The sequence below is a fragment of the Solidesulfovibrio alcoholivorans DSM 5433 genome (assembly GCF_000702665.1).
GTDB lineage: Bacteria > Desulfobacterota > Desulfovibrionia > Desulfovibrionales > Desulfovibrionaceae > Solidesulfovibrio > Solidesulfovibrio alcoholivorans.
Map to the genome: position 1 here is coordinate 62,150 of NZ_JNJA01000007.1, position 22,702 is coordinate 84,851.

21 protein-coding genes, 1 tRNA gene and 1 pseudogene are annotated in these 22,702 nt (G+C 52.9%); 7 read left to right on the plus strand and 16 right to left on the minus strand.

Features of this window, described 5'->3' with window-relative positions:
* Positions 1-192 precede the first annotated feature (192 nt).
* From Q368_RS23935 to Q368_RS24705, 7 genes are all read right to left on the minus strand, one after another.
* Positions 193-468 carry a thiamine-binding protein gene (locus Q368_RS23935; RefSeq protein ID WP_052360167.1) on the minus strand — a complete coding sequence of 92 codons (276 nt, stop codon included), beginning with the start codon at positions 466-468 and terminating at the stop codon, positions 193-195.
* 105 nt (positions 469-573) lie between these two features.
* Positions 574-885 carry an amphi-Trp domain-containing protein gene (locus tag Q368_RS24695; RefSeq protein ID WP_162179643.1) on the minus strand — a complete coding sequence of 104 codons (312 nt, stop codon included), beginning with the start codon at positions 883-885 and terminating at the stop codon, positions 574-576.
* A gap of 45 nt (positions 886-930) precedes the next feature.
* On the minus strand, positions 931-1,161 hold the full coding sequence (locus Q368_RS24700) for a YcgL domain-containing protein (protein WP_084158793.1): 231 nt from the start codon (positions 1,159-1,161) through the stop codon (positions 931-933).
* A gap of 3 nt (positions 1,162-1,164) precedes the next feature.
* Complete coding sequence (locus Q368_RS25755) at positions 1,165-1,386, minus strand: hypothetical protein (protein ID WP_156955730.1); 222 nt, start codon at positions 1,384-1,386, stop codon at positions 1,165-1,167.
* Between the two features lie 58 nt (positions 1,387-1,444).
* On the minus strand, positions 1,445-2,686 hold the full coding sequence (locus Q368_RS0113425) for an ISL3 family transposase (RefSeq protein ID WP_029459572.1): 1,242 nt from the start codon (positions 2,684-2,686) through the stop codon (positions 1,445-1,447).
* A gap of 480 nt (positions 2,687-3,166) precedes the next feature.
* On the minus strand, positions 3,167-3,793 hold the full coding sequence (locus Q368_RS25760; RefSeq protein ID WP_156955731.1) for a hypothetical protein: 627 nt from the start codon (positions 3,791-3,793) through the stop codon (positions 3,167-3,169).
* A 147-nt stretch (positions 3,794-3,940) separates the two neighbouring features.
* The gene (locus Q368_RS24705; RefSeq protein WP_084158794.1) at positions 3,941-4,522 is read right to left on the minus strand and encodes a YagK/YfjJ domain-containing protein; all 582 of its coding nucleotides are present in this window, start codon (positions 4,520-4,522) and stop codon (positions 3,941-3,943) included.
* 692 nt (positions 4,523-5,214) lie between these two features.
* Between Q368_RS24705 and Q368_RS0113435 the strand changes: the two genes are divergently transcribed.
* The 5 genes and pseudogenes from Q368_RS0113435 to Q368_RS0113455 all read left to right on the plus strand — a co-directional run.
* On the plus strand, positions 5,215-5,793 hold the full coding sequence (locus Q368_RS0113435) for a recombinase family protein (RefSeq protein ID WP_029459573.1): 579 nt from the start codon (positions 5,215-5,217) through the stop codon (positions 5,791-5,793).
* A gap of 193 nt (positions 5,794-5,986) precedes the next feature.
* Positions 5,987-6,208, plus strand: coding sequence for a hypothetical protein (locus Q368_RS0113440; protein ID WP_156955732.1), 222 nt, complete (start codon positions 5,987-5,989; stop codon positions 6,206-6,208).
* 211 nt (positions 6,209-6,419) lie between these two features.
* Positions 6,420-6,689 carry a BrnT family toxin gene (locus Q368_RS0113445; RefSeq protein WP_029459575.1) on the plus strand — a complete coding sequence of 90 codons (270 nt, stop codon included), beginning with the start codon at positions 6,420-6,422 and terminating at the stop codon, positions 6,687-6,689.
* Entirely contained in the window at positions 6,673-7,029 is a 357-nt protein-coding gene (locus Q368_RS0113450; RefSeq protein WP_029459576.1) for a BrnA antitoxin family protein, read from the plus strand. The genes Q368_RS0113445 and Q368_RS0113450 overlap by 17 nt, the downstream gene beginning before the upstream one ends.
* 318 nt (positions 7,030-7,347) lie before the next feature.
* Positions 7,348-7,626 (plus strand): annotated as a pseudogene (locus Q368_RS0113455) (IS66 family transposase); the annotation flags it as partial.
* A gap of 76 nt (positions 7,627-7,702) precedes the next feature.
* On the opposite strand, the gene Q368_RS24710 reads toward Q368_RS0113455, so the two are convergent.
* From Q368_RS24710 to Q368_RS0113495, 8 genes are all read right to left on the minus strand, one after another.
* Positions 7,703-10,015 (minus strand): AAA family ATPase, encoded by a 2,313-nt coding sequence (locus Q368_RS24710; RefSeq protein ID WP_084158795.1) that lies wholly within the window; start codon positions 10,013-10,015, stop codon positions 7,703-7,705.
* Between the two features lie 411 nt (positions 10,016-10,426).
* Positions 10,427-12,148 (minus strand): cobaltochelatase CobT-related protein, encoded by a 1,722-nt coding sequence (locus Q368_RS0113465; protein ID WP_029459578.1) that lies wholly within the window; start codon positions 12,146-12,148, stop codon positions 10,427-10,429.
* A 5-nt stretch (positions 12,149-12,153) separates the two neighbouring features.
* On the minus strand, positions 12,154-13,173 hold the full coding sequence (locus Q368_RS0113470) for a DUF3150 domain-containing protein (RefSeq protein WP_029459579.1): 1,020 nt from the start codon (positions 13,171-13,173) through the stop codon (positions 12,154-12,156).
* 22 nt (positions 13,174-13,195) lie between these two features.
* Positions 13,196-14,173, minus strand: coding sequence for an AAA family ATPase (locus Q368_RS0113475; RefSeq protein ID WP_029459580.1), 978 nt, complete (start codon positions 14,171-14,173; stop codon positions 13,196-13,198).
* A gap of 11 nt (positions 14,174-14,184) precedes the next feature.
* Complete coding sequence (locus Q368_RS0113480) at positions 14,185-15,423, minus strand: hypothetical protein (protein WP_052360169.1); 1,239 nt, start codon at positions 15,421-15,423, stop codon at positions 14,185-14,187.
* A 90-nt stretch (positions 15,424-15,513) separates the two neighbouring features.
* Positions 15,514-16,242: an ERF family protein gene (locus tag Q368_RS0113485; protein WP_029459582.1), complete on the minus strand. Its 729-nt coding sequence runs from the start codon at positions 16,240-16,242 to the stop codon at positions 15,514-15,516.
* Between the two features lie 113 nt (positions 16,243-16,355).
* Positions 16,356-18,347, minus strand: coding sequence for a tyrosine-type recombinase/integrase (locus Q368_RS24715; RefSeq protein ID WP_156955733.1), 1,992 nt, complete (start codon positions 18,345-18,347; stop codon positions 16,356-16,358).
* Between the two features lie 86 nt (positions 18,348-18,433).
* Positions 18,434-18,520: transfer RNA gene (locus Q368_RS0113495), tRNA-Leu, on the minus strand.
* Between the two features lie 181 nt (positions 18,521-18,701).
* On the opposite strand from Q368_RS0113495, the gene Q368_RS0113500 reads away from it, so the two are divergent.
* Together Q368_RS0113500 and Q368_RS0113505 are read left to right on the plus strand one after the other, a co-directional pair.
* On the plus strand, positions 18,702-19,640 hold the full coding sequence (locus tag Q368_RS0113500; RefSeq protein ID WP_029459584.1) for a bifunctional riboflavin kinase/FAD synthetase: 939 nt from the start codon (positions 18,702-18,704) through the stop codon (positions 19,638-19,640).
* A gap of 6 nt (positions 19,641-19,646) precedes the next feature.
* Positions 19,647-21,494: a chloride channel protein gene (locus tag Q368_RS0113505; protein ID WP_029459585.1), complete on the plus strand. Its 1,848-nt coding sequence runs from the start codon at positions 19,647-19,649 to the stop codon at positions 21,492-21,494.
* 70 nt (positions 21,495-21,564) lie between these two features.
* Here the strand turns inward: Q368_RS0113505 and Q368_RS0113510 are convergent, their stop codons facing one another.
* Entirely contained in the window at positions 21,565-22,701 is a 1,137-nt protein-coding gene (locus tag Q368_RS0113510) for an alginate O-acetyltransferase AlgX-related protein (protein ID WP_043785960.1), read from the minus strand.
* Between the last annotated feature and the right edge of the window lies 1 nt (position 22,702).

A 22,702-nucleotide genomic window follows, 5' to 3' on the forward strand; every position in this document is an offset into this window, starting at 1 on the left:
GCTAGACTTCAAGAATGGCTGCGGCTTAGAGCAAATAATGAATGCACAAACAATCGTTCGACAGTACAGATTCAAACTAACAAGACAGCTAATGCAACAAATCTCCATCGCAACCCAGCCACTATACTCAAAAAAATGTCTCAACCTTAATACGGAGCAAAACAAAACTACAGACAATTTTGCAGCTTAACTCTATTCCTTACGACAAGCCAAACGATTCTTGGTCCCCTTCCTCCAGATAATTTTAAAGTCAATATGAACATGCTCCGAGTTTTCAGTTGCTTTATCAAAACATTGCTTTGCAACCGACATTACCTGATCCCATTCACCTTCAATACATGCAGACATCGCACCGAGCTGATAAGGCAATCCAGATGATTTTATTATTTCAATTGTCTCCGAGACAAAACGACTAATCTTATCTTTCCTGTCAAGCGGGATCAAAGAAAACTCAAGCATAATTGGCATACATGACCTTCCTTCTTTTTTTTAAAGGAAATTCAATAACTCTGTAGGCCCACGCCAACCCATTTTCCTGGACGACGTGGGCTTCACAATCAAATCAATCCTTAACTAGCTAATTTCGCTAGACGCAGACTCTTCTACAGCAGGAATTGCTGCAGGCTCCTCTGTCGCAGGAACATCAGTAGTAAAACTTGTCTTACCAGGTTCCCATTTAATAGCGATTTTGAGCTTACCCTTACCCTTACCCTGTGAAGCTTGCATAGAAAGGTCAACAACACCCCAAGGGATTAAAGACAAAGCATTATCTTTGCTACTGATTGTAATACATCCCGATCTTAATCCAACGGCAATCCCTTCAAAAATCTTCGCAGCATCTTCCTTAAGGAGTTCTTCTTCTCGTGAAAACTTGTACTTTTCCATGATGTCTTCCCACATGTTAGTAGTTGAACGAAAAAGCAAACACACCTACCCAAGTCTCAAGATATAATACTTCTTAGCTGCAACAAAATTCTCTATCTCTTTGTACCGTGGAGATATTAGCTTTGTTTCACTCTCGATAGGAAAAGAAGTCCTCAGAAATCTTATTTTTCCAATCTCCTCTAGTAATCCTCCCGGGACATAGGAGAAGTCTTCTTTTCCTCTTGTAAAGATATACAACTTGGCATCTGATTTGCTTTTATGGATTGCGAACGGCACGAATTAGTCCTCTTCAAGCTTGCCAAACAACGAATCAACCAATATATTAGCATCTGCGTGTAATCTCAAATCGTTAAACACTTCTGGTGGTAGCGAGCATATCTTATTTCCAAACTCTTCCCTTGATAGCTTCATTTTTTTCCATGGTTTTAACGCATCATAAGATTTTCGAGAGACTCCAAGAATTGCCCAAGGCTTTTCTTTCTCAAACTTTTCCTTCAACATACATCCTCAACGGCCAAAGCTTGTGCAAATTTTGGTTCTTCGACGTTTCAAATGGAATTCATTGAGCAAGAAAGTCGGTGATTGGGGCTGCGATCAGGTAGATCATGGTGATGAAGTTCGTGACGTTTCGGTAGCCTCTGGCCCGGGCGCGAGCGGCCTGGAAGAGACCGTTTAGGCCTTCGAGGCGAGCGTTGGTGTGCCAGGAGCACCAACGGAAGAGGATGCGGTCAAGGTGCTTCTTGTATGTCTTTAAAGCCTTGGCGACTGGTTTGAGCAGAGGCTCGCCAGCGATCAACTCACTGGCATGGTTAAGAAAGTTTGTAGACCTCCATTGGGCCGCTTGGCTTGTTTCGGCTCGTCGAATCCATCGTAGTTGCTCTTTGACACGATAAGCGATGCCTGTGGCAAATGCTTCGCGCTCAAGTTCCTGCAATGCTTCAGCTTGAGTCTGAGTCTTAGCCGTCTCGCGGCCTTTGAGCACACCCCATCGGGTACCCTTGGGCAAGGCTCGCTCTTTTGATTCAGCCTTACGCACCTCATCCACGGCCGTCGTAAAGAGCTGGACCACATGGAACCAGTCCACGGTTAGATCAGCTTGCGGGAAGTGTTCTTCGACGGCAGCCACAAAGCTGCCGGACATGTCACTGACGACTTCAAGCACTCGGTTGGGGTGGCCGCCCTTGGTGATGAGGTGATCCCGAAATAGCTGAACAGTCTGCTTGCCCTTGCCTTCAGTGGCGAAGACCACAGGACGGTCCTCACGATCGAGGTCAATGAAGATGGTCACGTAGCGATGTCCGCGTTTGCAGGCAGTCTCGTCGAGGCCGAAAGCCCTAAGCCTGCTGAGGTCAACGCGCTTCATGGCCGCAGCCACATAGTGGTTGATGATTCTCCAGAGACGTTTGTCGGTCGTGCCTACAAAAGAGGCGACGGTGGCCACGGGCATCTCTCTGGCCAGGGTCATGACCACCTGTTCGAAGAGTAGCGTAAAGTTGCTGCCAGGCCGCGACCACGGCACGACAATCCGTCGCGTGCCATGGTTGGGACAAGTTACTCGAGGCACCCTGGCAGTCAGATAGCAGTGATGTTGGAAGAAATTCAGGTGTCGCCAAGTAAACTCCTCGAAGTCATGGGCCTTGCAGTTTCGACCGCAGGTCGGACAGGGGTAGGTTGCACCCCTGTCGGCACCGAGGACCAAGTGGAGTTCATGGGGGGCCTTCTCGGTGTCCAGACGCTGGCTCAAAACCTGCCAGGGGGGAGTCAGGCCCAGACCCAAGGCGAAGATGTCTTCTGTACGCATTCTGGCCCTCCGTGAGGGGCGCTACCCCTCGCCGGAGGATAAGGTCAATTCCATTTCAAGCGTCGAAGAACCCAAATTTTCTACTGTGGGACTTGTTTTGAATATATACAGCAGATAGCTGATAACATCAATCAGTCCAGATGTGCGATTGGGCACAAAAAAGGGCTTTCCAAAAACGCTGAACACTACCCGCATCAACACATAACCAATTGAATTTATAGACTATCTCACCAAGACAACCACATGAACACTGAACCAGTCCCGTAGAGTGGCTGAGTGTCACTGTAGCCCTGGGCCACACTGGGAACCTCGGAAAATTTATAAAGAAATTTAATTTCGATCACAACAAGATCTTTGTCACAAATTGGTAGCAACGCATACAATTTCAGTATGAATACTTTCCCCACAACACAAACTGCATAGTAGATCTACAATAAAATAGCCTACCTATACCTTCACTGTAGTTTATCATAGAATGCATCAGCCCTCTTTCTTCAGCCTTTTGATCATCTGGCTAGCCTCACCACCCTGTAATTCTTCTATAGATTTGTGGAACATACCATCTGCCAAATCAGATGGTGATAAAGACTGTTGACTAGCCAATGATTTAATCAAATTTAATTGTCTCTCAGTAGCTGGCTTTGTCCCACCACCATCATTTTTTACCTGTATATACTGTGTTTTTCCTCCTGTAATATCTGTAAATTCAGCATCCATGATCTGCACCCTTGACATGTCATTTTCAGAATTATGATCATCATCTCCTTGCAGTGCGGCGCCTATATTGTATCCATCCGAGAGGACCCTTGACTTAGCCCTCGTAGAAGCCATGCGGATATAATTGCTTGAACATCCCCTGGGGACATTTTCAGGCGTAGCATCGCCTACATCTTCAAATATACTACCATCAATCTTTTCTAACCTTGCCAATGCAATACAAGTATTGCCATTTTCTTCATTTGGCATTTGTAATAATTTCACCTCCAAGCTCTTAATGCCAAACTGATGGGCATAATCCAATTTTGCACCATAGCTTGCAACGTCTTTCCCTTTTACATTGGCTATCCCAGAAGTCTTTATTTTGGGGAGCCTTTTATCATCGCTCATGAGAAATCTCCTTTCTCTCTTTGCATGGTCTTTGCCTCATTGCCTCAGACAAAAAGAGAAGAGGCAGAATACATTAGGGAAACATCCTGTCTCTTCGATATATGCTCTATACAATGAGTGTATTATATAAAATATAACTTAAAATTATCAATGCAACTGAGACATGCCTAAGTTCCTCCAAGGATCACCATGATCTCTTTTATCTCTCATCTTAGCCAAATATGAAAGCTGGTGTATGACTGCTTCGTAGTTAAGCAGAGCATCTTCTCTATAAGTTTCAATCATGATGCCATTTTTAAATCCATGGACATACTCTCTGCTAATACAATTATGCACCAAGCCAAAAGCATCTACACCTAAGGTGCTACCCCAAAGACTTTGAGCATTACAAAAGACATGATGGAAGTCTCTTACCTTGTGACCATTTAGTAATAAAGCACAATGGTAATGAGGGTTAACACTTGTATCTTGCTCTCTTACCCAAATATAAGAAGGATCCAAACCTTGTCTTTTATATTTTTGTATAATCTTTTGCATAAACTGGCTAATCAGTTCATTCGAGATAACCTGCATATAACAAACAGGAAATCTTAAATCAAATCTAACAACAAGACACTTGCTATGTCTACTCAAGTAAGAGTTTAAAAGTGCAATAATCCTTTCAAAGATCAACTGGTCATAATCCCATTTAGACATCAAAGTGTTTGTAATACTTGTAGAGTCAAGCATTGGTGTTTCTCCTTTGTTGTGATGTGTTTCATCTAGATTGATTTTCAATATTTAAGTAGAATGATATGACTGTGTTTGCAATGTCAGTGTGTTGATTATTGTTTTTCATATGAATGTTGTTTACAAATGTGTATCCATAGAGACTCTATATTGTTTGTGATTGTTTATATTGATTGTCTATACTTTAACAATATTGGGAATGCAATGTTATTAGAATTGTAATTATATTAGAAATAGAATTAGTATTTTGAGGAATATTGTCATTGGAATGATGTTTTTAAATAGAGTAATGTTAGTATTATTATTTACTACAGAACTCCTACAGAAAAGCATCCGATCTCCATGGTGGATAAGTCGTCTTCAATGATGATATTTTAACAATCTGATCCATAATATGGTGAATGACTTAGAAAACAATATATGCGGCCCTTTGAATGTCTGCATCAGTTATCAGATCCCCCATGGCTAACATGCTCTCCATTCGTATGTTCATCATACTCCATGAACAAATATCGCACTGGCAGATTCTGGCTTACAGTCTTTCAAAAACGAGGGTTTTAGGGGGGCGGCGGAACAAACTCGCCAGAACAAGCATTCGTGGCTATCGAACCTCCCAAAACTGTATCTTGATTTAATACCCCGAAACACGTATCCAAGAATTGAGTTTCAGGAGACAGCGAAGGATGTGCCCCATGCTGATCGGCTACGCCAGAGTCTCTACACGCGACCAAAAGCCTCATCTTCAGATCGATGCCTTGCGTGAGGCCGGCTGCGTGCGCATTTTCGAGGAAACGGCAAGCGGAGCGAAACGCGACAGGCCAGAGCTTGTTGCAGCCCTTGACTACATGCGAGACGGGGACAGCCTGGTGGTCTGGAAGCTTGACCGGCTGGCACGCTCCACCCGCCAACTGTTGGAAACGGTGGAGCACTTGGAGCAACGCGGCATCGGTCTCAAGATTCTCACCCAAAACATCGACACCACCAATGCCGGCGGCCGGCTCATCTTCACCGTCTTTAGCGCCATCGCCGAGTTTGAAAGAGAAATCATCTGTGAACGTACCCGAGCCGGCTTGGAAGCTGCCCGTGCTCGTGGCCGTAAAGGTGGTCGCCCACGTTCTTTGTCTGAAAAGGACTTGAAGCAGGCCAAGGTATTACTAACTGATCCAGAAATTACCGTGGAGGCAGTGGCCCGACGGCTTGGCGTCGGCCCTTCCACGCTCTACCGCTACCTACCGGCAGCGAGACAAACAATTCAAGAGGATAAAGGCTAAATGTCCTCATATATCAGCTTCACTTCCACTGGGCGTTCGACATCGAACCGGAAGAAATGAATGGCTGTGCGAGCCGTCCCTACTGATGATCGACAAGGCCAACACCGTCCGTCCCCGAAAAAGTAGGGGAACCCCTTTAGCCGACTAAATGAAGGCACCGTGCGAAACATCGCACGGGCGCTTGCAGTTTTCCTTGAGATCGCATGACCACAAACAAGCCTGGGCCATCCTCAAGATCAGCCGCAAGCGGTATTGTACTGCGCGGCCCTGGAAGACCGCCGGCATGAGCCGGGAACAGTTCGAGCAGATCCTTGCCGTGTTGCCCGAGGGCGCAGTTGACGTGATCCACTTGGAGGCCGACGCGGAGCGGTTGATTGCCGCCGCCTTTGGAGAGGTGGAGGATCAGAAAGCATGACTATTCAGCTATCTCTAATCACAAGGAGCAGTCCACATGGTCGTGGCATTCCCCAACCTTTCCCAGTTGCGCGATGCCCGGCTCCTGGCTGTGAAATGCGATTCTACACGGCCTACGTCCGCAAATTTTACGTCCGTGTCTGGATCCCCTGTCAGCCTGACCTTTCGCAAATTTCGTTGACCCGATGACGCATTGTGCATACGCTATCCACATGCAATTTGAATGGGATGAAACCAAGCGTCAGGCAAACATAACCAAGCACGACGTGGACTTCCTGGAAGCCATGGAGCTTTTGGCCGATGCCCCGATCATGCACGACGATTCCCGCAAGGATTATGGCGAGCGCCGATGTCAGGCGGTTGGGATTGTTGACGGCAAAACGCTCGTGGTGATTTTTACCATTCGCGAAAGCTCATTTAGAATCATTTCCGCCCGCCGGGCAAACTCCCGGGAAAGGAGGAAGTATGCCAAAGACCTATAAAGAAAACGGCAAGACCATCGTGCGCTACACGTTGGAAGAAGCAAGGAAGCTCCCCAGACTGACCGACGGTTCCAGGGCCGACGCCATGACCGATGAGGAATTGACCGCCAACGCGCTTTCCGATCCAGACAACCCGCCGTTGCCGGAAGAGTTTTTCGAGAAGGCCAAGCGCGTGCGCCTGGAAGACCTTTTGCCCGAGACCAAGGAACGCGTTTGCATCCGCCTTGACCGAGATGTGCTGACGTGGTTTCGCGTCCAAAAGAAGAAGGGCTACCAGACGGCAATTAACGCAGTCCTGCGGGCCTTCGTAGAGAGCCAGGAACGCGGAAAAAGAACATAGGTTCCCCCGTGGGACGCACTGGCTTGTCCTCAACGGGAAGATCAGAATATCAGGCTCAGCGCCCGAGGTGGGAGTGGGTGGTGGTCCGAAGTCTTCGGCCAGTGAGCCAAGGACGAGGCCACAGAATTTCCAAAGAATCCTTAACCAAAGCTAGTCTGAAATCTTGAAATCATTGACTTTTACCAAAAAATCTGTGTTCCGAAATTCAAAATTTCGAATGTTCGAAAAATGCCTACGTGGCTTTATCCGAAATGACGTATTGATGCTGCTCGTTTACAAAATTATTTAGATTTTATCGATCACAGCCGACACAGGAGGGTCCGGGTGGCCAAGACCTGCGATTCGCTGATCGACATGATCGTTGAGGAGATTCGCTTGAGCCCCATCGTCAACATGGACGAAACCACGGTCCAGGTGTTGCTCGAGCCGGATCGGGCCAACACCAGCAAGTCGTACATGTGGGTCGCCCGGGGCGGAACGCCGAGAAAGCCGGTCGTCGTGTTTCGCTATCATCCGACTTGGGCCGGCAGTGTGGCCGAGGAAATTCTCGGCGATTTCCAAGGTTATCTGCAGACCGACGGCTATAGCGGCTACGAAACCAGGTGTTAGCGAAGGGGGCCGCCCCGTTAGTCAGGAGTGTTGAGGCATTACTCAACGCCTACTACAAGCATGGTCAAGAGCTTACAATATAAAATGTATCAGAAGTAGATCCTTCTTTGCGAATAAGTCCTTTGCCTAATAAACTGAAAAGAATTTCCTTGACACGATGTTCTTTAATCTTTGTATACTTAACTATTTCTTTCTTTTTTGTTTTAACATTTTCTTTTATAAATTCAAAAATTTGATTTTCCTGGTCAGTTAATTCTGGATTATTGCATGAGCTTGATTGATTTTCACTTTCAACATTATCTTCCGCAGCGTCTGATTCGACATAGTCTTCAATAGTGTCTGCACATGTATTAGTGGCGGTCACGAATTCTTCAACGTCCTGTTCATTGTCCCCATCATCCTCACTGCTTAAATTAACCCACTTGGAGGCTTTTGAATCAATCATAGGTTTGTTTAGGAAAAATACGCTTTGGTTGTTTTCAAGCTCGATGTATTCTTTGCATTTTTCATAGGTAACATTTATCAGAGCCCCTGGCTTTTTTAGAAACTTCTCATCTACGCCTTTAAAATAACCCTTCTCGGCAGATTCTTTGCCTGCAATTTTAATCACATTTTGCATTAAATTGTGAAGTTTTTGACTGCCGTGCATCCCGCCTTCTTTGTTTGTGTGATGTGCAAATATACTTGCAACACCTATTTCAGCCATCTTCTCCGCAAAATTAATAATTTCGCTCACAGCTTTTTCTGCCATAGTTTGTTCCCGGAGAATTGAAAATAAGTTATCGAGTGCAACGACTGAAATCCCGTTGTCTTTAATTAATTTAATCAAGAGGATTTGATTGTCGTTAGAAAAGAAATTACCAGATAATTTCTTTGTGTCGCGCAAAGAAATAAACAGGAGGTTGTCTTTGTACAAATCTTCGTAAGGATAGGCCTCTGCCAACTGAGAAAAGCGTTGTCTGAGCTTTTTGACGCCACTCTCTCCATCGACCAACAGCACCTTTCGAGGATGTTCAACCTTAAATCCAAAGCTATTAATTTTGTACGCAATCGAATGAAGAAAAGTAAGAAGCAGCATTCCCTTTCCTGCATTTGAAGGCCCGTATATCAATGTGAAATTATCAAATGCTATTAAGCTGTCAAAAAACCGATATTGTTTATAATTAGACGCAGAGAGCAGATCAACCATCTCAGAGGCGTTCATCAAAAAAGTGTCATCGACATTGCTCTCTGGATTGTCGACCAAATCATGCTTGACACACCATGCTTCAAATTGTTTCATCGAAAGAGATAATTTTTTGATTCTATTAACAAGAAGTGACGCCTCTTTTGGCAAAAAACTAATGGCGTTTTGGGCAACGTATTGCTCCCACTTGCCGTTAAAAGTGATATTGCAATCTCCCCCGTCATACAGCACATACGGTTCCGGACAAATCAAAACTGACCTAGCCCCAATGGCTTCAATTTTTTTAGCGTACTCTAACATATTTAGATATGAATTTCGAGAAATCGATGGAACGAGGACAACATCACGCCCATATAGGCGATCAAAGTAAACATTGTCCATCTCAGGAAATCCACCGAAGAATGTTGTCACGACAACATCTTTATCGTAAACCAGGGCGGAATCATGTATCTTTTTTTGAAAAAAATCAGCAACCACAGGATTTTCAAAAAAAACAACCACTGCCTCTCGATTCTTTTCAATCAGATCTTCATTAACCAAGCGTAATAACTTACTAGCTCTTCCAAGATGCATTTCATAGCACGGATGCCCATTGCTCTGATCATACTTTTTAACATGGGCTGGCAACGCGACGTATCTCTTATCTGATTTGTAAACAACAATGCCGCCACTGATATTTCCTGATATGTTTTTTATATATACAACTCTGTCTAGTTTAAAATGGCCATCCCTCGTCTCAATTTGACCTGGAAGATATTCGCCAACAGGGTAATTAAATTTATTACTTATTTCTGGTTGGTCTTGGTGTCTTTGCACATTAAATAACCCAAACAAACTTTCAGAGTTTATCTTTATTTCTTGACCTAGAGAACTCGCCGCGTTTATTTTTGTTAGATTATTTAAAATAGAATATGCCTCAACGACTGAGTTCATTGCCATTCCATCATATCTAACGACAAAATTGTTATCTCTGTCGAAAAGCATGGCAGGTTCAGCATACATTGCAGTGTTTAAATTTGATATCCACCTCGGAACATGGCTATTTTTAATATTTGTACTGTAGTAATACTCAACAACAGAGATAAATATATCGTCTTTTATAAACCGATCGACATCGTATAAATCGATTAAGTTTCTTTCGCCAACGCACTTAATCCACTCTTCGTTGTTTTTCAAATCCTGCTTACTCATTATGCGCGATTCCTTTTTGTTTCATCAAATTTGTCTGCTGGCACCCGACAACACTTCGAGTGCCAGCTCTTTATCAACAAAAGATTCCGGAGACCTCACGTATTTCCTGCCAAAAAGAGACCTGACATAAAGCTAATATCTTCCCTACTACCCTCCATCGGCAATGCCATGCAACAAAAATATTTTCTGCTAGCAAATATTCCACACTCCATTTTTTACTCCTCCATCTTTTCACGAATAAACTCAAGTACCGCCACAATCACCGGCACCCACGGAAATCCATTCATCGCATACCTCCTTCCTCATGTTGTTGTCCACACGACTCCCGTCCCAACACCAAAAACCAGTTGGGCACTTTCACCTCACCACACCACGCTGGCTCACACTGCTCCTGACCTTTATTCCCTGTGTTCATGGCCGTCCTCCTGCTGGCCTTTGGGCCAAGGCCTTGTGCAGCAATGTGAACATCGCTTCCGGCAACTCTGACAGCGACTTTACGCCCACACTGGATCGCGGCAGCAAGGCCTGGATGGCTGCGGATTGGATGCCGATCCCGTAGACCTCAAATCCCAAGGTATGAGCGGTCCCCAGTACCCTTTGAGCGGCCGGCACCGAATCCGGCTCGCCATCCGTCACGATGACGATCATCTTGCGATCCTCCTTGAGCAACACCATCTGCTGGAGCACCCACCACAAGACCTGGGCCAAGGGCGTGTAGCCTTCTGCCAGGATGTCGAGATGGGCGTGCACACGCTGCCCGTGTTCGATAAGCGGGGCCACGGTGACGCCGTCATGCGCACTGCCTGCCGGAAAGGTCGAGACCGCCACATTGATCCCTTTGATCCGCTCCAGGGCCAAGGCGACGGCATAGCAGGCCATGGCCGCCAATCGTAGCGGCTCCCCGGACATGGAACCACTGCTGTCGAGGAGCACGTGCACCGCCGTATGGACCGCCACCTTTTGGCCCCAAGCGGCGAACACACGGCCATCTCCGGTCAGCACCCGATGCAGCCGCTTCGTATCCAACCGGCCACGACGCCCGCTTTGGCAACGCACCAACCGATGCGCCTGCAGCAGCCGATACAAGCGGGTCCGCATGGCCACGGACGCCTGCAGACACGCCTCCAGTTCGGAAGCGCCAAAGGGCTGCCCGGGCTTGTCGCCACGCCGGGCCACGGCCAGCGCCAAGTCGGGCGCATCCACCGCATTGGCGCAAAGCGTCTGCGCCAACTGCTCGCCCAGGTGCAACGGCCAGTCGCCCTCCAGAGGCGCGTCCAGCGCTTCCAGCAAGCTTTTTTGCACCACCCCGGCCTGGCCCTGGACCTCCTCCTCTTCTTGGGACGCAGCGGCAACAGGCACATTTTGCTCCGGTGCTAAAGCCTCATCCACCATGTCCTCGACGGGATCTTCCGACTCCTCCTTGTCCGCACCCGCCTCCGCTTCCTCCTCCTGCGCTACGGATTTCAAGCCATTGTCGCTCCCTTTGGGCATGGCATTTCCAGACGCGACAGCTTGTGCCTCCTTCCGGAGCACAGCGACAATTTCCTCGGCAAAGGTTATGGCGTCCTGGGTGCTCCGGCATGCTGCTCTCACACGGTCCAGGATTTCCTGGACGAGCGGCCACAGCCCCGGCAAACAGGCCTCAATGGTGGCAACCGCCTTGTCCCGATTGGCCGATACCTCCGGCGCGTCCCAGGAGCGCACGGTGAGCAATATGGCGTTTAAAACGGACAGGGCCGGGGTGTTGTCCCCGGCCCTGTCCTCTTCGTCTGCGAAGTAATACGCGATGAGCCACCTGAAATTGTGGCGACAGCCTGGAAAGAGATCTCCCAGTTTGTTCTCCACCCGCCAGTCTTCCAGCGAATTCCAGATGTGCCTGGAAAACGGCGTGGACGGCCAGGCGGCCAGCGCATCAAAATCCGTTTCCCGGATATGGGCTGCCTCATGATCGATCAGGCCCCGGACCAGGGGCAACAGCGTCTCCTCTCCTTCCGCCGGCAAACTGGGCAGGCAAATGACCTTGCCGTCCGTATGGGCGTCCTTGCCGCCCATGACCACGGAAACGCCATAGGCATCCCCAAGAACCGCCGCCAGAAGCGGCAGGGATCGCAGTACGTGGCGCATGGTTCCCATGGCGCTCACCAAAGCCCCATGCTGGGTATCCGCGCCCCGGCCCCTGGATCGGGCAAGGCCACACGTTCAAGTGATTCTTCATCCGATTCGTCCAACAGTTCCCCAAGGTCGTCCGGGGACGCTTCCGGCAATGGCGCGCGCAGGACCGCGTCGAGCACCGTGGCCGGGCCGTAGCCTTCGATGACCTTTTGGCTGTGCTCGATCAGCGCATCAGGATCGCGCAGCAGGCAGACCAGGCCTTGGAGCATGAGCAGATCAGTGCCGGTGATGGTCCCCTTGCGGGGCAGACGCGACAGCGCCATCTGGACAATCTCCGCCACCGGAGCCACATGGGGCTCTACGAAGGTCAGGCCCATGAGCTTTTGGTACATGGTGCGAAGCGGCGAAAGGGCCTTGTGGGTGACCTCCGTGCGGCCAGCATACACCTTGCGCCAAGTCTCATCGGCAGACTTGGCGATCTCGGTGAAAAGCGTTGCGCCAAGTTGCTCCACCTCCTCATACAAACCAGAGGCGGCCATGGTTTCGGTATCGGGATGACCCATAAGCGGCGCGACCTTGTAGAACTGCCAGGCAAACCCCAGCCGGGCGCGCACATAGTCGCTGCCGACGGTCGCGTTGGCCAAGATGTTGGCCCAATCGGCATGCTTGGCGATCCAATCCCTGACCAGGCCATCGTATTCGGCCAGAAACACTTCCTTGTGGGCGAAAAAATCGTCGCGGATCACGGTCAGCTCCTGGACGATTTCCGTCGCCTTGTCCTCGGGAACGGCCCAGCCTCCGAGGAAACGGATGCCGTGCCGGTCCAAAAACGAAAAGGCCCGCGCCTTGAGCGTGCCGAAGATGCGCAGACTTTCCGGCGGCGCGATGCGCTTGCTGCCAAGGGACGCCAGATCTTCCGGCGGCAGGTCCACATGCCCGAAGTCTTCCAGAGTCAGTTTTTTGCGGGCCGACCACAGGGTAACATTGAGGTTGACGGCCAGGATGTTGTCCAACACGCGGATATCGGAAAGGACGGGCGTATCCATGTTCTCCTCCAAAGGATCAAGGTTATGCCGTCAGCGGAAACAGCCGCTGAGCCAGTTCGTGGAGCAGAGCCTGGGTTTCCTTTGTCGCGCGGTAGGCCAGGGCGCGGTCCAGGGCATAGGTCACCGGCTGGATGCCCTGGCGGGCAAGGGGCTGAAAACGGAGCGTCAGGGCGGCCCAACGCAGCAACGTGCGGGTTGAAAAGGTCACTTCGATCGTCTTGGCGATTTCGCCCGAGGTTTGCCCGACGAAGAGCTTGCGCACCTCCTGGGCATACTCCACCATACGGGATCGCACCGACTCGGGAAGCTGCTCCGCCTGGCGCTCCAGAAGGGCAAGCTCGGCCGAGGCCTCGGGATACCCCACTTCGCACAACCAGAAGCGGTCCATAAAAGCCAAGTTTTGCTGCAACGTCCCCTGGTAAAGACCGGTCTCGTCAAAGGAGCCGTTGGTGTTGGCCGTGGCTGCGAACCGGAACATGGGATGCGGCGAAACGAGTTCTCCACCGTTTTCGGCCAGGCAAAGCGGCTGACCATCCAAGATGCCGTTGCAGCCGGCGGCAACATCCGGGCTGACCAGATCAATCTCATTGAGCAGAAAGAGGCCGCCGTAGCGCATGGCCAGGGTCAAGGGACCATAGGTGTATTCCATGGAGCCCTCGCGCACGGCCAGGTGGCCGACCAGATCGGCAAATTCCAACCGGCCGTGGGCCGTCACCTCGAAAACCGGATAGTGGAGCCTGGCGGCCAGTTCCTTGATCAAAGAAGTCTTGCCCGAGCCGGTTGGGCCAAACACGTACAGCGGATCGCTTTGGTCCAAGAACCAGACGATGATGTCGCGGCTGGATTCGTGGAACACGTAATCCGGCGACGGGATCGGCGTGTAGCGACACGGCGCGGCAAATCCCCGGACCTCCTTCCCGGACGACGTGCCGCTGAAAACCGTCCCGGCATCCAGTTCCGTGGGCTCCAGGGCATCGAGCTCCTGCAGGTCGTTGTTCATGGCGTTTTCCCTCAATTTGCGGTTGAAAATGAAGAGGCCACCCTGTCTTGGGTGGCCCCTGGTGTGGCGCGCATCGCCCGCACAAGCAGTCGTGTCGTCGGCTGCCCTCGCGTCTGGCATCGGGCAAGGAGTTGCTCCGCCTTTGAAACGGACCCTGTAAGGGCTGTGATTTCCTGGCGCAGTCTTTCCGTGTCGAGACCACGCCGTCCGTTTTGCTGCGCCAGTTTGCAGCGGTAGCCCCCTGCCTGAATCCAGGCGTGATTTGCCTGGCTCAGGGCGTATGCGGTACGGATCAGCTCCTCCTTTTCCTCAATCGTTTCCTCAAGGGCCTGCTTTTTCGCCTTCAGGGTAAAAAGCGTTCGCAGATCCCCTTCCCAGTCGTGATGCTCTTCTCCCCGAAACTTCGGGCAGTCCGCATTCCAATCGCAGTAGCTGCAGAGCCCATGACAGCCGTTGGCCGTGGGCAAGCTATCGATGTCGCTCCGGCCTTCCCGGCACGAGATGCAATGCAACCAGAGCGCGGATGCGGTCTTCAGGCACATCTCCAACATGGCCGGGTGCGCCACGTAAGGCCCAAAGGCCTTCCCATCGGTCATGGACAGGCAAAGGACCCAGGCCTGCAGATCCACCTGTTCGGGACGCTTGGGCAGTTTGACGCCAAGGCAGGCTTGGCAGAGTTCAGGAAAGGTCAGGCGGGAAGAAACCACGTGTCCGTTGGCGTCCCGCAGTGAGAAGGCCTTGGTGTTCCAGGCGGCATGGAGAAGCCCGACCTGGCCGTACACCTGCGTTTCGTAAGACGTGTACAGCGCGTCCGGCAACCGCTGCGCGCTTTTGCACTCAAGGATGCGCACCGTGGGCACCGGCGTTGGACTCACGAGCACGAAGTCCAGGTGGGCACGAATGGGCGTCCCCTGGTGGATGATTTCGATCTCAAGTTGCCGTAGGAGCAAAAGATCATGGGCGTTTAGGGCATGGTCGACCAGGTCCTCGAAGCAGTGCCCGCGCTGCAGCGTCAGATGCCGGCGCAGCGTTGCCTGCGCGAATTCAGGCGGCACGTCGTGGTCCCCTCCCCCTGCCGGCAACAGCTTGGACGCCACCGTCGCCCGCATGCATTCCATGGCCCGGCCCACGTCGCTGAGCCCCACGTATCCCGTGCGATCACCAAGGAATTTTTGAGTCGAAAGAGCAGCATACCGTTTGAGGCCTTGTGAAAGAATTTCAAGCAAGACCGAGGCTTGATCTTTTTGCATGACGAAATTCCTGTGCATAGCGATCCCCCAAAAAAAGCGGGCTACCCCTGTGGGCAGCCCGCTTACGTTGACTGGATTTTGTGTGACCGATCAGGAGGCATTGGCATACATCCACCACACCTTGCGTTGCGGGTTCCACCGAAAGCCTATCTCAGCCAGCATGTCCTTTTTCGCCGCCGTGTTTCCCATGGCGATGACACAGGTCCGCCCATCGTCGGCGGCAACGGTCTGGTAGGTGATGCCATCCATCTTGGGCAGGGTAGACGTCGGGATTGTCGTTGTCGGCGTGGCTGCTTTTGTCCCATTGCTGGTGGGACTGGGCACGCCATGTGAAGATTTCTCCTGCGCATGGCGAGACGGCATGGACGCACGAGCGCCCTGCCGTGGTGCCGTCTTGGTCTGCGTTGTGGGCCGTGTCGCGCAGGCCCCTGTGCCGTCGTCGTCGGCGTCCGTAACGATCCCCAACATGGCGCTCAGCGAATACCGTCTGGCGTAGGTCATGGCGCTGCCCATGCCCTGCGGGTCGGCTTTTGGAAGCGGGACCACGGCAAGCGAGGCTTGCCATTGGCCGGATTTGGCATGGGTGAGTTTGGTGACGAGTCCCAAGTAGCCAGGATCGGCTGGAACCGGAAACTGCGTCATCCAGATGTCGTTTGAGAGCAGCGCGTCGCGACAGGATTCCATGACGCTGTTAAGGGTGGCGTATCTGTTGTGTACAAAAGGATTGGTCGCATCCTTGACCGCAGGTTGTAAGCTCTTTTGGACTGCGATGAGAGCCTTTGCCAATTCCGAGATTTCACTTGATTGATATTCAAACATTTATTAGCTCCTTTTCAATAAAAACTCCTCCCCATCATAGCAGTAATATATATCTGTAATCATTTGAAATACACGAGTGAAATTCAACTCAGCAATTTGAACACCAGGTGCATCTATCTATCAATATACCTAAGCCATCTAAAGTCAATTCCGTAATCAAGTAACGATATTAGTTCATCATAACACATTTGGACACTAAACTTTGAGCCATATTGACGTCCAGCAAGTTCAGATATTTCGTGTCCAAATACCTGCCGAAATAAATCATTTTGCATAGCTTTCTTCTTGTAAAAATCACTAAATGTATGCCGAAACGAATGGAATGTTTTACTTCCTTTAATTTCAAGACTTCGAATGAGCTTGCCAAAAGACTTGCCGGGCTGCTTTCCATATTTAGGCGAAGCTGCTGTTTTATTAAGCTCAGGGAATATCCTCTCCTGATTCCCCTCCTTCATTTTATTACAATACTCAACAAATCCGATCTCAACAAGAGTCTTGTGAACGGGAATTATTCTGGTAGCGTTCTTATTCTTAAGCGTCTTGTCTATTTTTCCATCTATAGATGGTCGCGCGTTAACATCAATAACAAACAACCCAGATATTTCAGACTCGTAAACATCTTCACAGTTCAATTGACAAATCTCCTCAAGCCTCATTCCGGTAAAGAGACTTACCAACGGTGTCCAATAAAACGATGGATACTTGAACTCATTTTTTATAAATTTATTACAGAAAAATATTTTTTTCAAATCAGACTCGTCAAAGGCATCACGCAACCCAATATCCTGCCTCTCATCTTTAACAGAAAGAGACTTTGCAGGATTAAAATTCAATATATTCTCCTTGACTCCCCACTCAAAGAGGCTTGAAGCCGCTTCAATAACCATATTTACCGTCTTAATATTCAGCACAGTCGCAGGCTTCATTTCTAAAATCTCACTGATTGCCTTCCCCCTGTATTCTTTTAACTTCATCCTGTTTGGAGGCAACCTACGCAAGACGTCACGAAAATGGCGCATATCTTCTCGAGAGACCTTTGAAACAACCTTATCACCTAATATATCAACCAAGTTAACAAGCCTACACCTATGATCTGCAACACTGTGCTCTTTCCACTTTCCATCAGAAAGCTTCGCCTGGATATACTTTTCAACAAATTCAGACAACAATCCGTTTTTAACAGAATCAGACTGACCATTCTGACCATCACTTTCAAGATCATCTTCTTCACTCACAACATCTTTATCTACAACTTCTTTAGCCAGAACTGGAGGACATGGATTACAAGAAGTTGCGAAGACAGCCTGCTCTGGCAAATAGTCGCCCTTAGACCGAGCTTCTTGAATCTTATGATTTGTCACCTGAATTTTTAAATACTCTTTTATTATCTGCAACACATTATCCTCCGAAATCTCTTTTTCTTTAAAAATACCCTCCGAACAAAGATTTGGAATGACTTCCACAGACAGATTTATAAGCTGTTCTGGATCGTTTACAATGCTTGTCAGCATATTAGCATATGCCAAAGACACTTGCCCGCTCGTTAACTCAAAATCAGGAGTCTTTACATTCGGCCGAGGTCTGACATCACGGTCATCATTTTCGAGAAGCTGACGTAAGTATCCGTTCATGCGTTCCCGAATTACAGACTGCGAAACAGGCGTTTTATCCTTATCCTCAAGTAGTCGAACCAACCAATCCTTTAGCTGCTGTCGCAGTTCTTGGTAGTCCTCCATCCCATTCTCCAGAAGCGTTCGAAGTTTGAAACGCAAAGACATGGCTCTTGACCTTGCCTCACGCATATAGCCTGTTTCCAGACTCATGCGAATTTCAGCATGGCCCAGGCGATCGCGATCAAGCTTGGGAAAAGCGTACCGAAAATAAAAAAGATTGCCCTTGAGGTAAAGATAGCTGGGGGAGGACCCCTTCAGGGACGGCGCAACGTGTCTCGAAGATTTTGCAGCAAAATTCCTTGGATCCTGTGGGAGTGAGAGTGCTTCCCCTCGACCATGGAGCGACTGGCAGCTTGGTGACATGGCTTTGGCCCACGCCGGCGTCCGGCATGTTTGCCCCAGCACTTTGACCCTTTTTGCTACTTTGGCCAAATTACTGGGCTTTTTGAAGCCTTGCCGCAACCCTGAATCCAAAAAGAAAAAGGGTTACAGCTAGTTAGCTGTAACCCCTGAAATCTTGGTGCCGAAGGGGAGACTCGAACTCCCACCCCCTTGCGAGGACTAGACCCTGAACCTAGCGTGTCTACCAATTCCACCACTTCGGCAGTGCAGAAGAAGGCTTATACGGAAGCGGCCCGTCCTTGGCAAGCGAAAAAATGCCTTCCCCCGCATTTTTTCTCCCTCGACGGAACCGCCCTCCGCGGTTGAAGCCGTCACGCATTTGCGGTAGCAAGGACAGCGCGGCGGGCATGAACCGATTTTTCTCGCGCGCCGCGCCCAAACCCCATGATTGTCGTCACCCGCGTCGAGGACATCCACGAGGCCTTAAGCGGCGTCTGCCTGACCATCGGCAACTTCGACGGCGTGCATATGGGCCACGCCAAACTGCTCGCCCGCGTCCGCGACCGGGCCGCTGCCGCATCCCTTGTCAGCGCCGCCCTCACCTTCGATCCCCATCCGCGCAAGGTCCTGCTCGGCGCGGCCGCGCCCCCGGCCATCACCGGCACCGAGCACAAGCTCGAATGCATGGAGGCCATGGGCCTGCAACTGGCCGTGGTGCTGCCTTTCACCCGCGAACTGGCCGCCCGCGAGCCCGAGGACTTCGTGCGCGAGGTGCTCGTCGAGGGCCTTTGCCTCAAGCACCTCGTCATCGGCTACGACTACGCCTTCGGCAAGGGCCGCAAGGGCAATTTCGAGCTGCTCTCGGCGCTCGGGCAGAAATACGGCTTCGGCGTCGAACGCCTGGACCCGGTCATCATCAACGGCGCGGTGGTCTCCTCCACGCGCATCCGCGACATGGTGCTCGCCGGCAACGTCTGGGACGCCCGGCCCCTGCTCGGCCGCTTCCACCAGGTGCGCGGCACCGTGGCCCACGGGCACAAGCGCGGCCGCAAGCTCGGCTTCCCCACCGCCAACCTCGCCTTCCGCGAGGAGCTCGTTCCCCTCTCCGGCGTCTACGCCGTCTGGGTCGAACTGGACGGCGTCGTGCGCCCGGGCGTGGCCAACATCGGCAAGAATCCCACCTTCGGGGAATTCGAAATGTCCGTCGAAGCCCACATCCTGGACTTCAAAGGCAAAATCTATGGCGAGCACATCCGTGTGCATTTCGTGCAGCGCATCCGCAGCGAAAAGAAATTTTCCGGCCCCGACGAGCTGATCGCCCGCATCCGCGAGGATATCGGCCTGGCCCGGATGATCCTGGCCGCACCGGATGCCAGGCCCTAGCATCCCATGGACCAGCAGCAACCGTACCGGCGTCAGATACCCTCGTTCATACGCGGCCCCCGTATCGCCCTCAAACGATTGCTGCGCCGCTTCAGTCGCCAGGGCCTCATGCGCTGGCTGGCCTTCGGCGTCGTCACCGGCATCGGCTCCGGCATCCTGGCCTGCCTGTTCTACCTCGGCCTCGAACGTCTCTCCGGTTTTCTCCTGGTCCACTGCGCCGGCCTCACCCTGCCGCACCCCTCCGGCGAATCCATGGTCCATGCCGTGCCCGGCCCCTACCGCCCCTGGCTGGTCCCGGTCTTCACCACTGGCGTGGGCCTCGTCACGGGCCTTCTCGTCACGCGCTTCATCCCCCAGGCCATGGACGGCGCGACCGACGGCACGGACGCGATGATCAAGGCGTTCCACAGGAATTCCGGCATCATCAAGCCGCTCGTGCCCCTGATCAAGGGCGCAACGGCCATCGCCACCATCGCCTCGGGCGGCAGCGCCGGCCAGGAAGGCCCCATCTCCCAGCTCGGCGCGGGTCTGGGCTCCTTTTTCGCCCAGCTGCTGCACCTGACCACGCGCCAGCGCCGCATCCTGCTGCTTGCCGGCGCGGCCGGGGGCCTCGGCGCGATCTTCCGCGCCCCCCTCGGCGGGGCCATCACCGCCGTGGAAGTGCTCTATTCCGAGGACTTCGAGGCCGAGGCCCTGCTTCCGGCCGTCGTCTCGGCCGTGGTCGCGCACACGCTGTTCTCGTTTTTCTTCGGCGGCGAAGCCATCCTCGACACGCCGACCTACGTCTTCGAAAACCCCATGGAGCTGCCATTCTACCTGGCCCTGGCCCTGGTGGTGTCGCTCGGGGCGCGTATTTTCATCCGCTCGTTTTTCTTCTTCAAGTTCCAGATCTTCGGCCGGCTCAAGGACCGCTTCGGCTACACCGTGCCCATGGTCGTCGGGGGGCTCGCCATGGGGCTTTTCGGCATGTACTTCCCCCAGGTCCTCGGCGGCGGCTACGGCTGGCTCGAACTGTCCATCAACGGCCAGCTCGGGCTCGGCTTTCTGGGCGGGCTTTTCTTCGGCAAGGTGCTCGCCACCTCGCTCACGGTGGGGTCGGGGCTTTCCGGAGGCATGTTCGCGCCGGCGCTTTTCCTCGGCGGCGCGGCTGGCGGCGCGGTCGGCCAGGTCGGGCACATGCTCTCGCCCTCGGTCGTGACCCAGCCCGGGGCCTACACGCTGGTCGGCATGGCCACCTTCTTCGCCGGCGTGGCCCACGCGCCCATCGGGCCGCTGATCATGGTCAGCGAGATCACGCAAGGCTACGGGCTGCTTGCGCCGCTGATGCTCTGCTCGGCCGTGGCGCTTGTGCTGTGCGACGACATCCACCTCTACGAGAACCAGGTGGAGAACAAGTTCGCCTCCCCGGCCCACGTCTCGGACGCCACCAACAACATCCTGGAAGGCGTGCCGGTCTCGAGCGTGTTCACCCCGGGCCGGTCCACCATCCTCGAGGAAAGCGTCACCCTCAAGGCGCTTGCCCACATCATCTCGGGCACGAGCGAGCTGGTGTTTCCGGTCAAAAACGCCGAGGGCAAACTCTCCGGCATCCTGGCGCTCCAGGACGTGCGCTGCGTGGTCTTCGAGGCGTGCCTCCACGACCTCGTGCTGGTCAAGGAGCTCATGCGCCCGCCCGTGGTCGTACACCCGGACATGTCGCTCTACGACGCGCTCATGCTTTTTATCGAGACCGACCTTTCCCAGCTCCCCGTGGTGGCGTCCGAACGCCCCGACGCGGTGCTCGGCATGCTCGGCCGCCAGCACGTCTTCACGGCCTACACGACCACCCTGCGCCATCTGAAACAGGAAGAGTAGCGCCGCACCGTCCTCCAAGCCACGAAAGAAAGCTCCCCGGCGGCCATGCGCCCGGGCGGGCCGGTTCCCGTCATGGCGCGGCCGGGGCGGCCCGGTTGCCGACCAACAGCGCGAACAGGTAGCGTTCGACCACCTCCAGCACCACCACATCCGGGCGTTCCTTCTCGATGATCTCGGGCGAGAAGGCGTGGGTCCACAGGAACACCGAGCGGGAAAAGCGCTGCGCCGCATGGGCCTGCATGGCGCGGGCGAAGGAATCGTGGAAAAAGACCGCCCGCGGCCAGTCCTTGCGGTCGGTTTCGTAGGCGACCCGTTCGCGTTCGGGATGGTCGGCGGGGTCGGCATAGTCTCCCGGAGCGGCCGGCCGGGTCAGGGACGCCCCCCTGGGCCGGGCCGACACGTCGGGTTCGCGCCAGCGGTCGGGCAGAAGCAGCATTTCCGCCAAATCGCCGCCTGGGCGGTCGGTCACCACCAAATCATACGTCGCCGGGTCCAGGGGCTCCATGGCCGGAAAGCGTCTGGCCAGGGCGGCGACCAGGGCCGACGCGCCAAGCAACCCGCCGTAGCCGTTCCAGTGGGTGTCCGTGAGCATGTAGGCCCGCCCGGCCGCCTTGCCGGCTATGACGGCCTCGCGCAGGTCGAGGACGTCGATGCCCGCGGCGCGCAGCCGGGGCACGATCTGCGACAGGCGCGACTCGGGCCGCAAGGGGCGCAGGCCCGGCGGCAGGTGCTCGGGATAGACGCGCTCCTTGTTCGGCGCGAAAACGATCAGGTAGGCGATGCCGCGCGCGGCCAGCCAGTCGCGGCGCGCGGCCTGGACGCGCACCATCTCCGCCATGTCGCCCTCGGAGAGCGGCATGACGTTGAGGTAGTCGTCCAGGGCATGTTCCAGGTTGTAATACAGCCAGCCGTCCCTGCCGACGATGACGCCCGGCACCGGGGATTCGCCGAAAAGCGCCAGGCGCAGGCGGTTGTTGGCGCGGATGAGGTGGTCGCGAAAAGGCGCGGCGTCGCGGAAATGGGCGGCCATATCCGGGCCGAAGCGTGTCGGGGCGAGCACGGCCTCGGCCAGGGGCGGGACCGGGGCCAGGGGACGGTTTTCCACCGCCAGCCGGCCGCCGGGGACCCCGAGGAGCGAGAGGCCACAGGGCGCGGCCAGAAAAAAAATGACGACAAGGAGTTGCAACACATTGGCCAAGGCTGCCATG

Excerpts from the sequence above, each read along its gene's own strand:
- Q368_RS23935 (WP_052360167.1), bottom strand. The coding sequence starts at position 468 with ATGCCAATTATGCTTGAGTTTTCTTTGATCCCGCTTGACAGGAAAGAT.
- Q368_RS24695 (WP_162179643.1), bottom strand. The coding sequence starts at position 885 with ATGGAAAAGTACAAGTTTTCACGAGAAGAAGAACTCCTTAAGGAAGAT.
- Q368_RS25755 (WP_156955730.1), bottom strand. The coding sequence starts at position 1,386 with ATGTTGAAGGAAAAGTTTGAGAAAGAAAAGCCTTGGGCAATTCTTGGA.
- Q368_RS0113425 (WP_029459572.1), bottom strand. The coding sequence starts at position 2,686 with ATGCGTACAGAAGACATCTTCGCCTTGGGTCTGGGCCTGACTCCCCCC.
- Q368_RS25760 (WP_156955731.1), bottom strand. The coding sequence starts at position 3,793 with ATGAGCGATGATAAAAGGCTCCCCAAAATAAAGACTTCTGGGATAGCC.
- Q368_RS24705 (WP_084158794.1), bottom strand. The coding sequence starts at position 4,522 with ATGCTTGACTCTACAAGTATTACAAACACTTTGATGTCTAAATGGGAT.
- Q368_RS0113435 (WP_029459573.1), top strand. The coding sequence starts at position 5,215 with ATGCTGATCGGCTACGCCAGAGTCTCTACACGCGACCAAAAGCCTCAT.
- Q368_RS0113445 (WP_029459575.1), top strand. The coding sequence starts at position 6,420 with ATGCAATTTGAATGGGATGAAACCAAGCGTCAGGCAAACATAACCAAG.
- Q368_RS0113450 (WP_029459576.1), top strand. The coding sequence starts at position 6,673 with ATGCCAAAGACCTATAAAGAAAACGGCAAGACCATCGTGCGCTACACG.
- Q368_RS24710 (WP_084158795.1), bottom strand. The coding sequence starts at position 10,015 with ATGAGTAAGCAGGATTTGAAAAACAACGAAGAGTGGATTAAGTGCGTT.
- Q368_RS0113465 (WP_029459578.1), bottom strand. The coding sequence starts at position 12,148 with ATGGGAACCATGCGCCACGTACTGCGATCCCTGCCGCTTCTGGCGGCG.
- Q368_RS0113470 (WP_029459579.1), bottom strand. The coding sequence starts at position 13,173 with ATGGATACGCCCGTCCTTTCCGATATCCGCGTGTTGGACAACATCCTG.
- Q368_RS0113475 (WP_029459580.1), bottom strand. The coding sequence starts at position 14,173 with ATGAACAACGACCTGCAGGAGCTCGATGCCCTGGAGCCCACGGAACTG.
- Q368_RS0113480 (WP_052360169.1), bottom strand. The coding sequence starts at position 15,423 with ATGCAAAAAGATCAAGCCTCGGTCTTGCTTGAAATTCTTTCACAAGGC.
- Q368_RS0113485 (WP_029459582.1), bottom strand. The coding sequence starts at position 16,242 with ATGTTTGAATATCAATCAAGTGAAATCTCGGAATTGGCAAAGGCTCTC.
- Q368_RS0113500 (WP_029459584.1), top strand. The coding sequence starts at position 18,702 with ATGATTGTCGTCACCCGCGTCGAGGACATCCACGAGGCCTTAAGCGGC.
- Q368_RS0113505 (WP_029459585.1), top strand. The coding sequence starts at position 19,647 with ATGGACCAGCAGCAACCGTACCGGCGTCAGATACCCTCGTTCATACGC.
- Q368_RS0113510 (WP_043785960.1), bottom strand. The coding sequence starts at position 22,701 with ATGGCAGCCTTGGCCAATGTGTTGCAACTCCTTGTCGTCATTTTTTTT.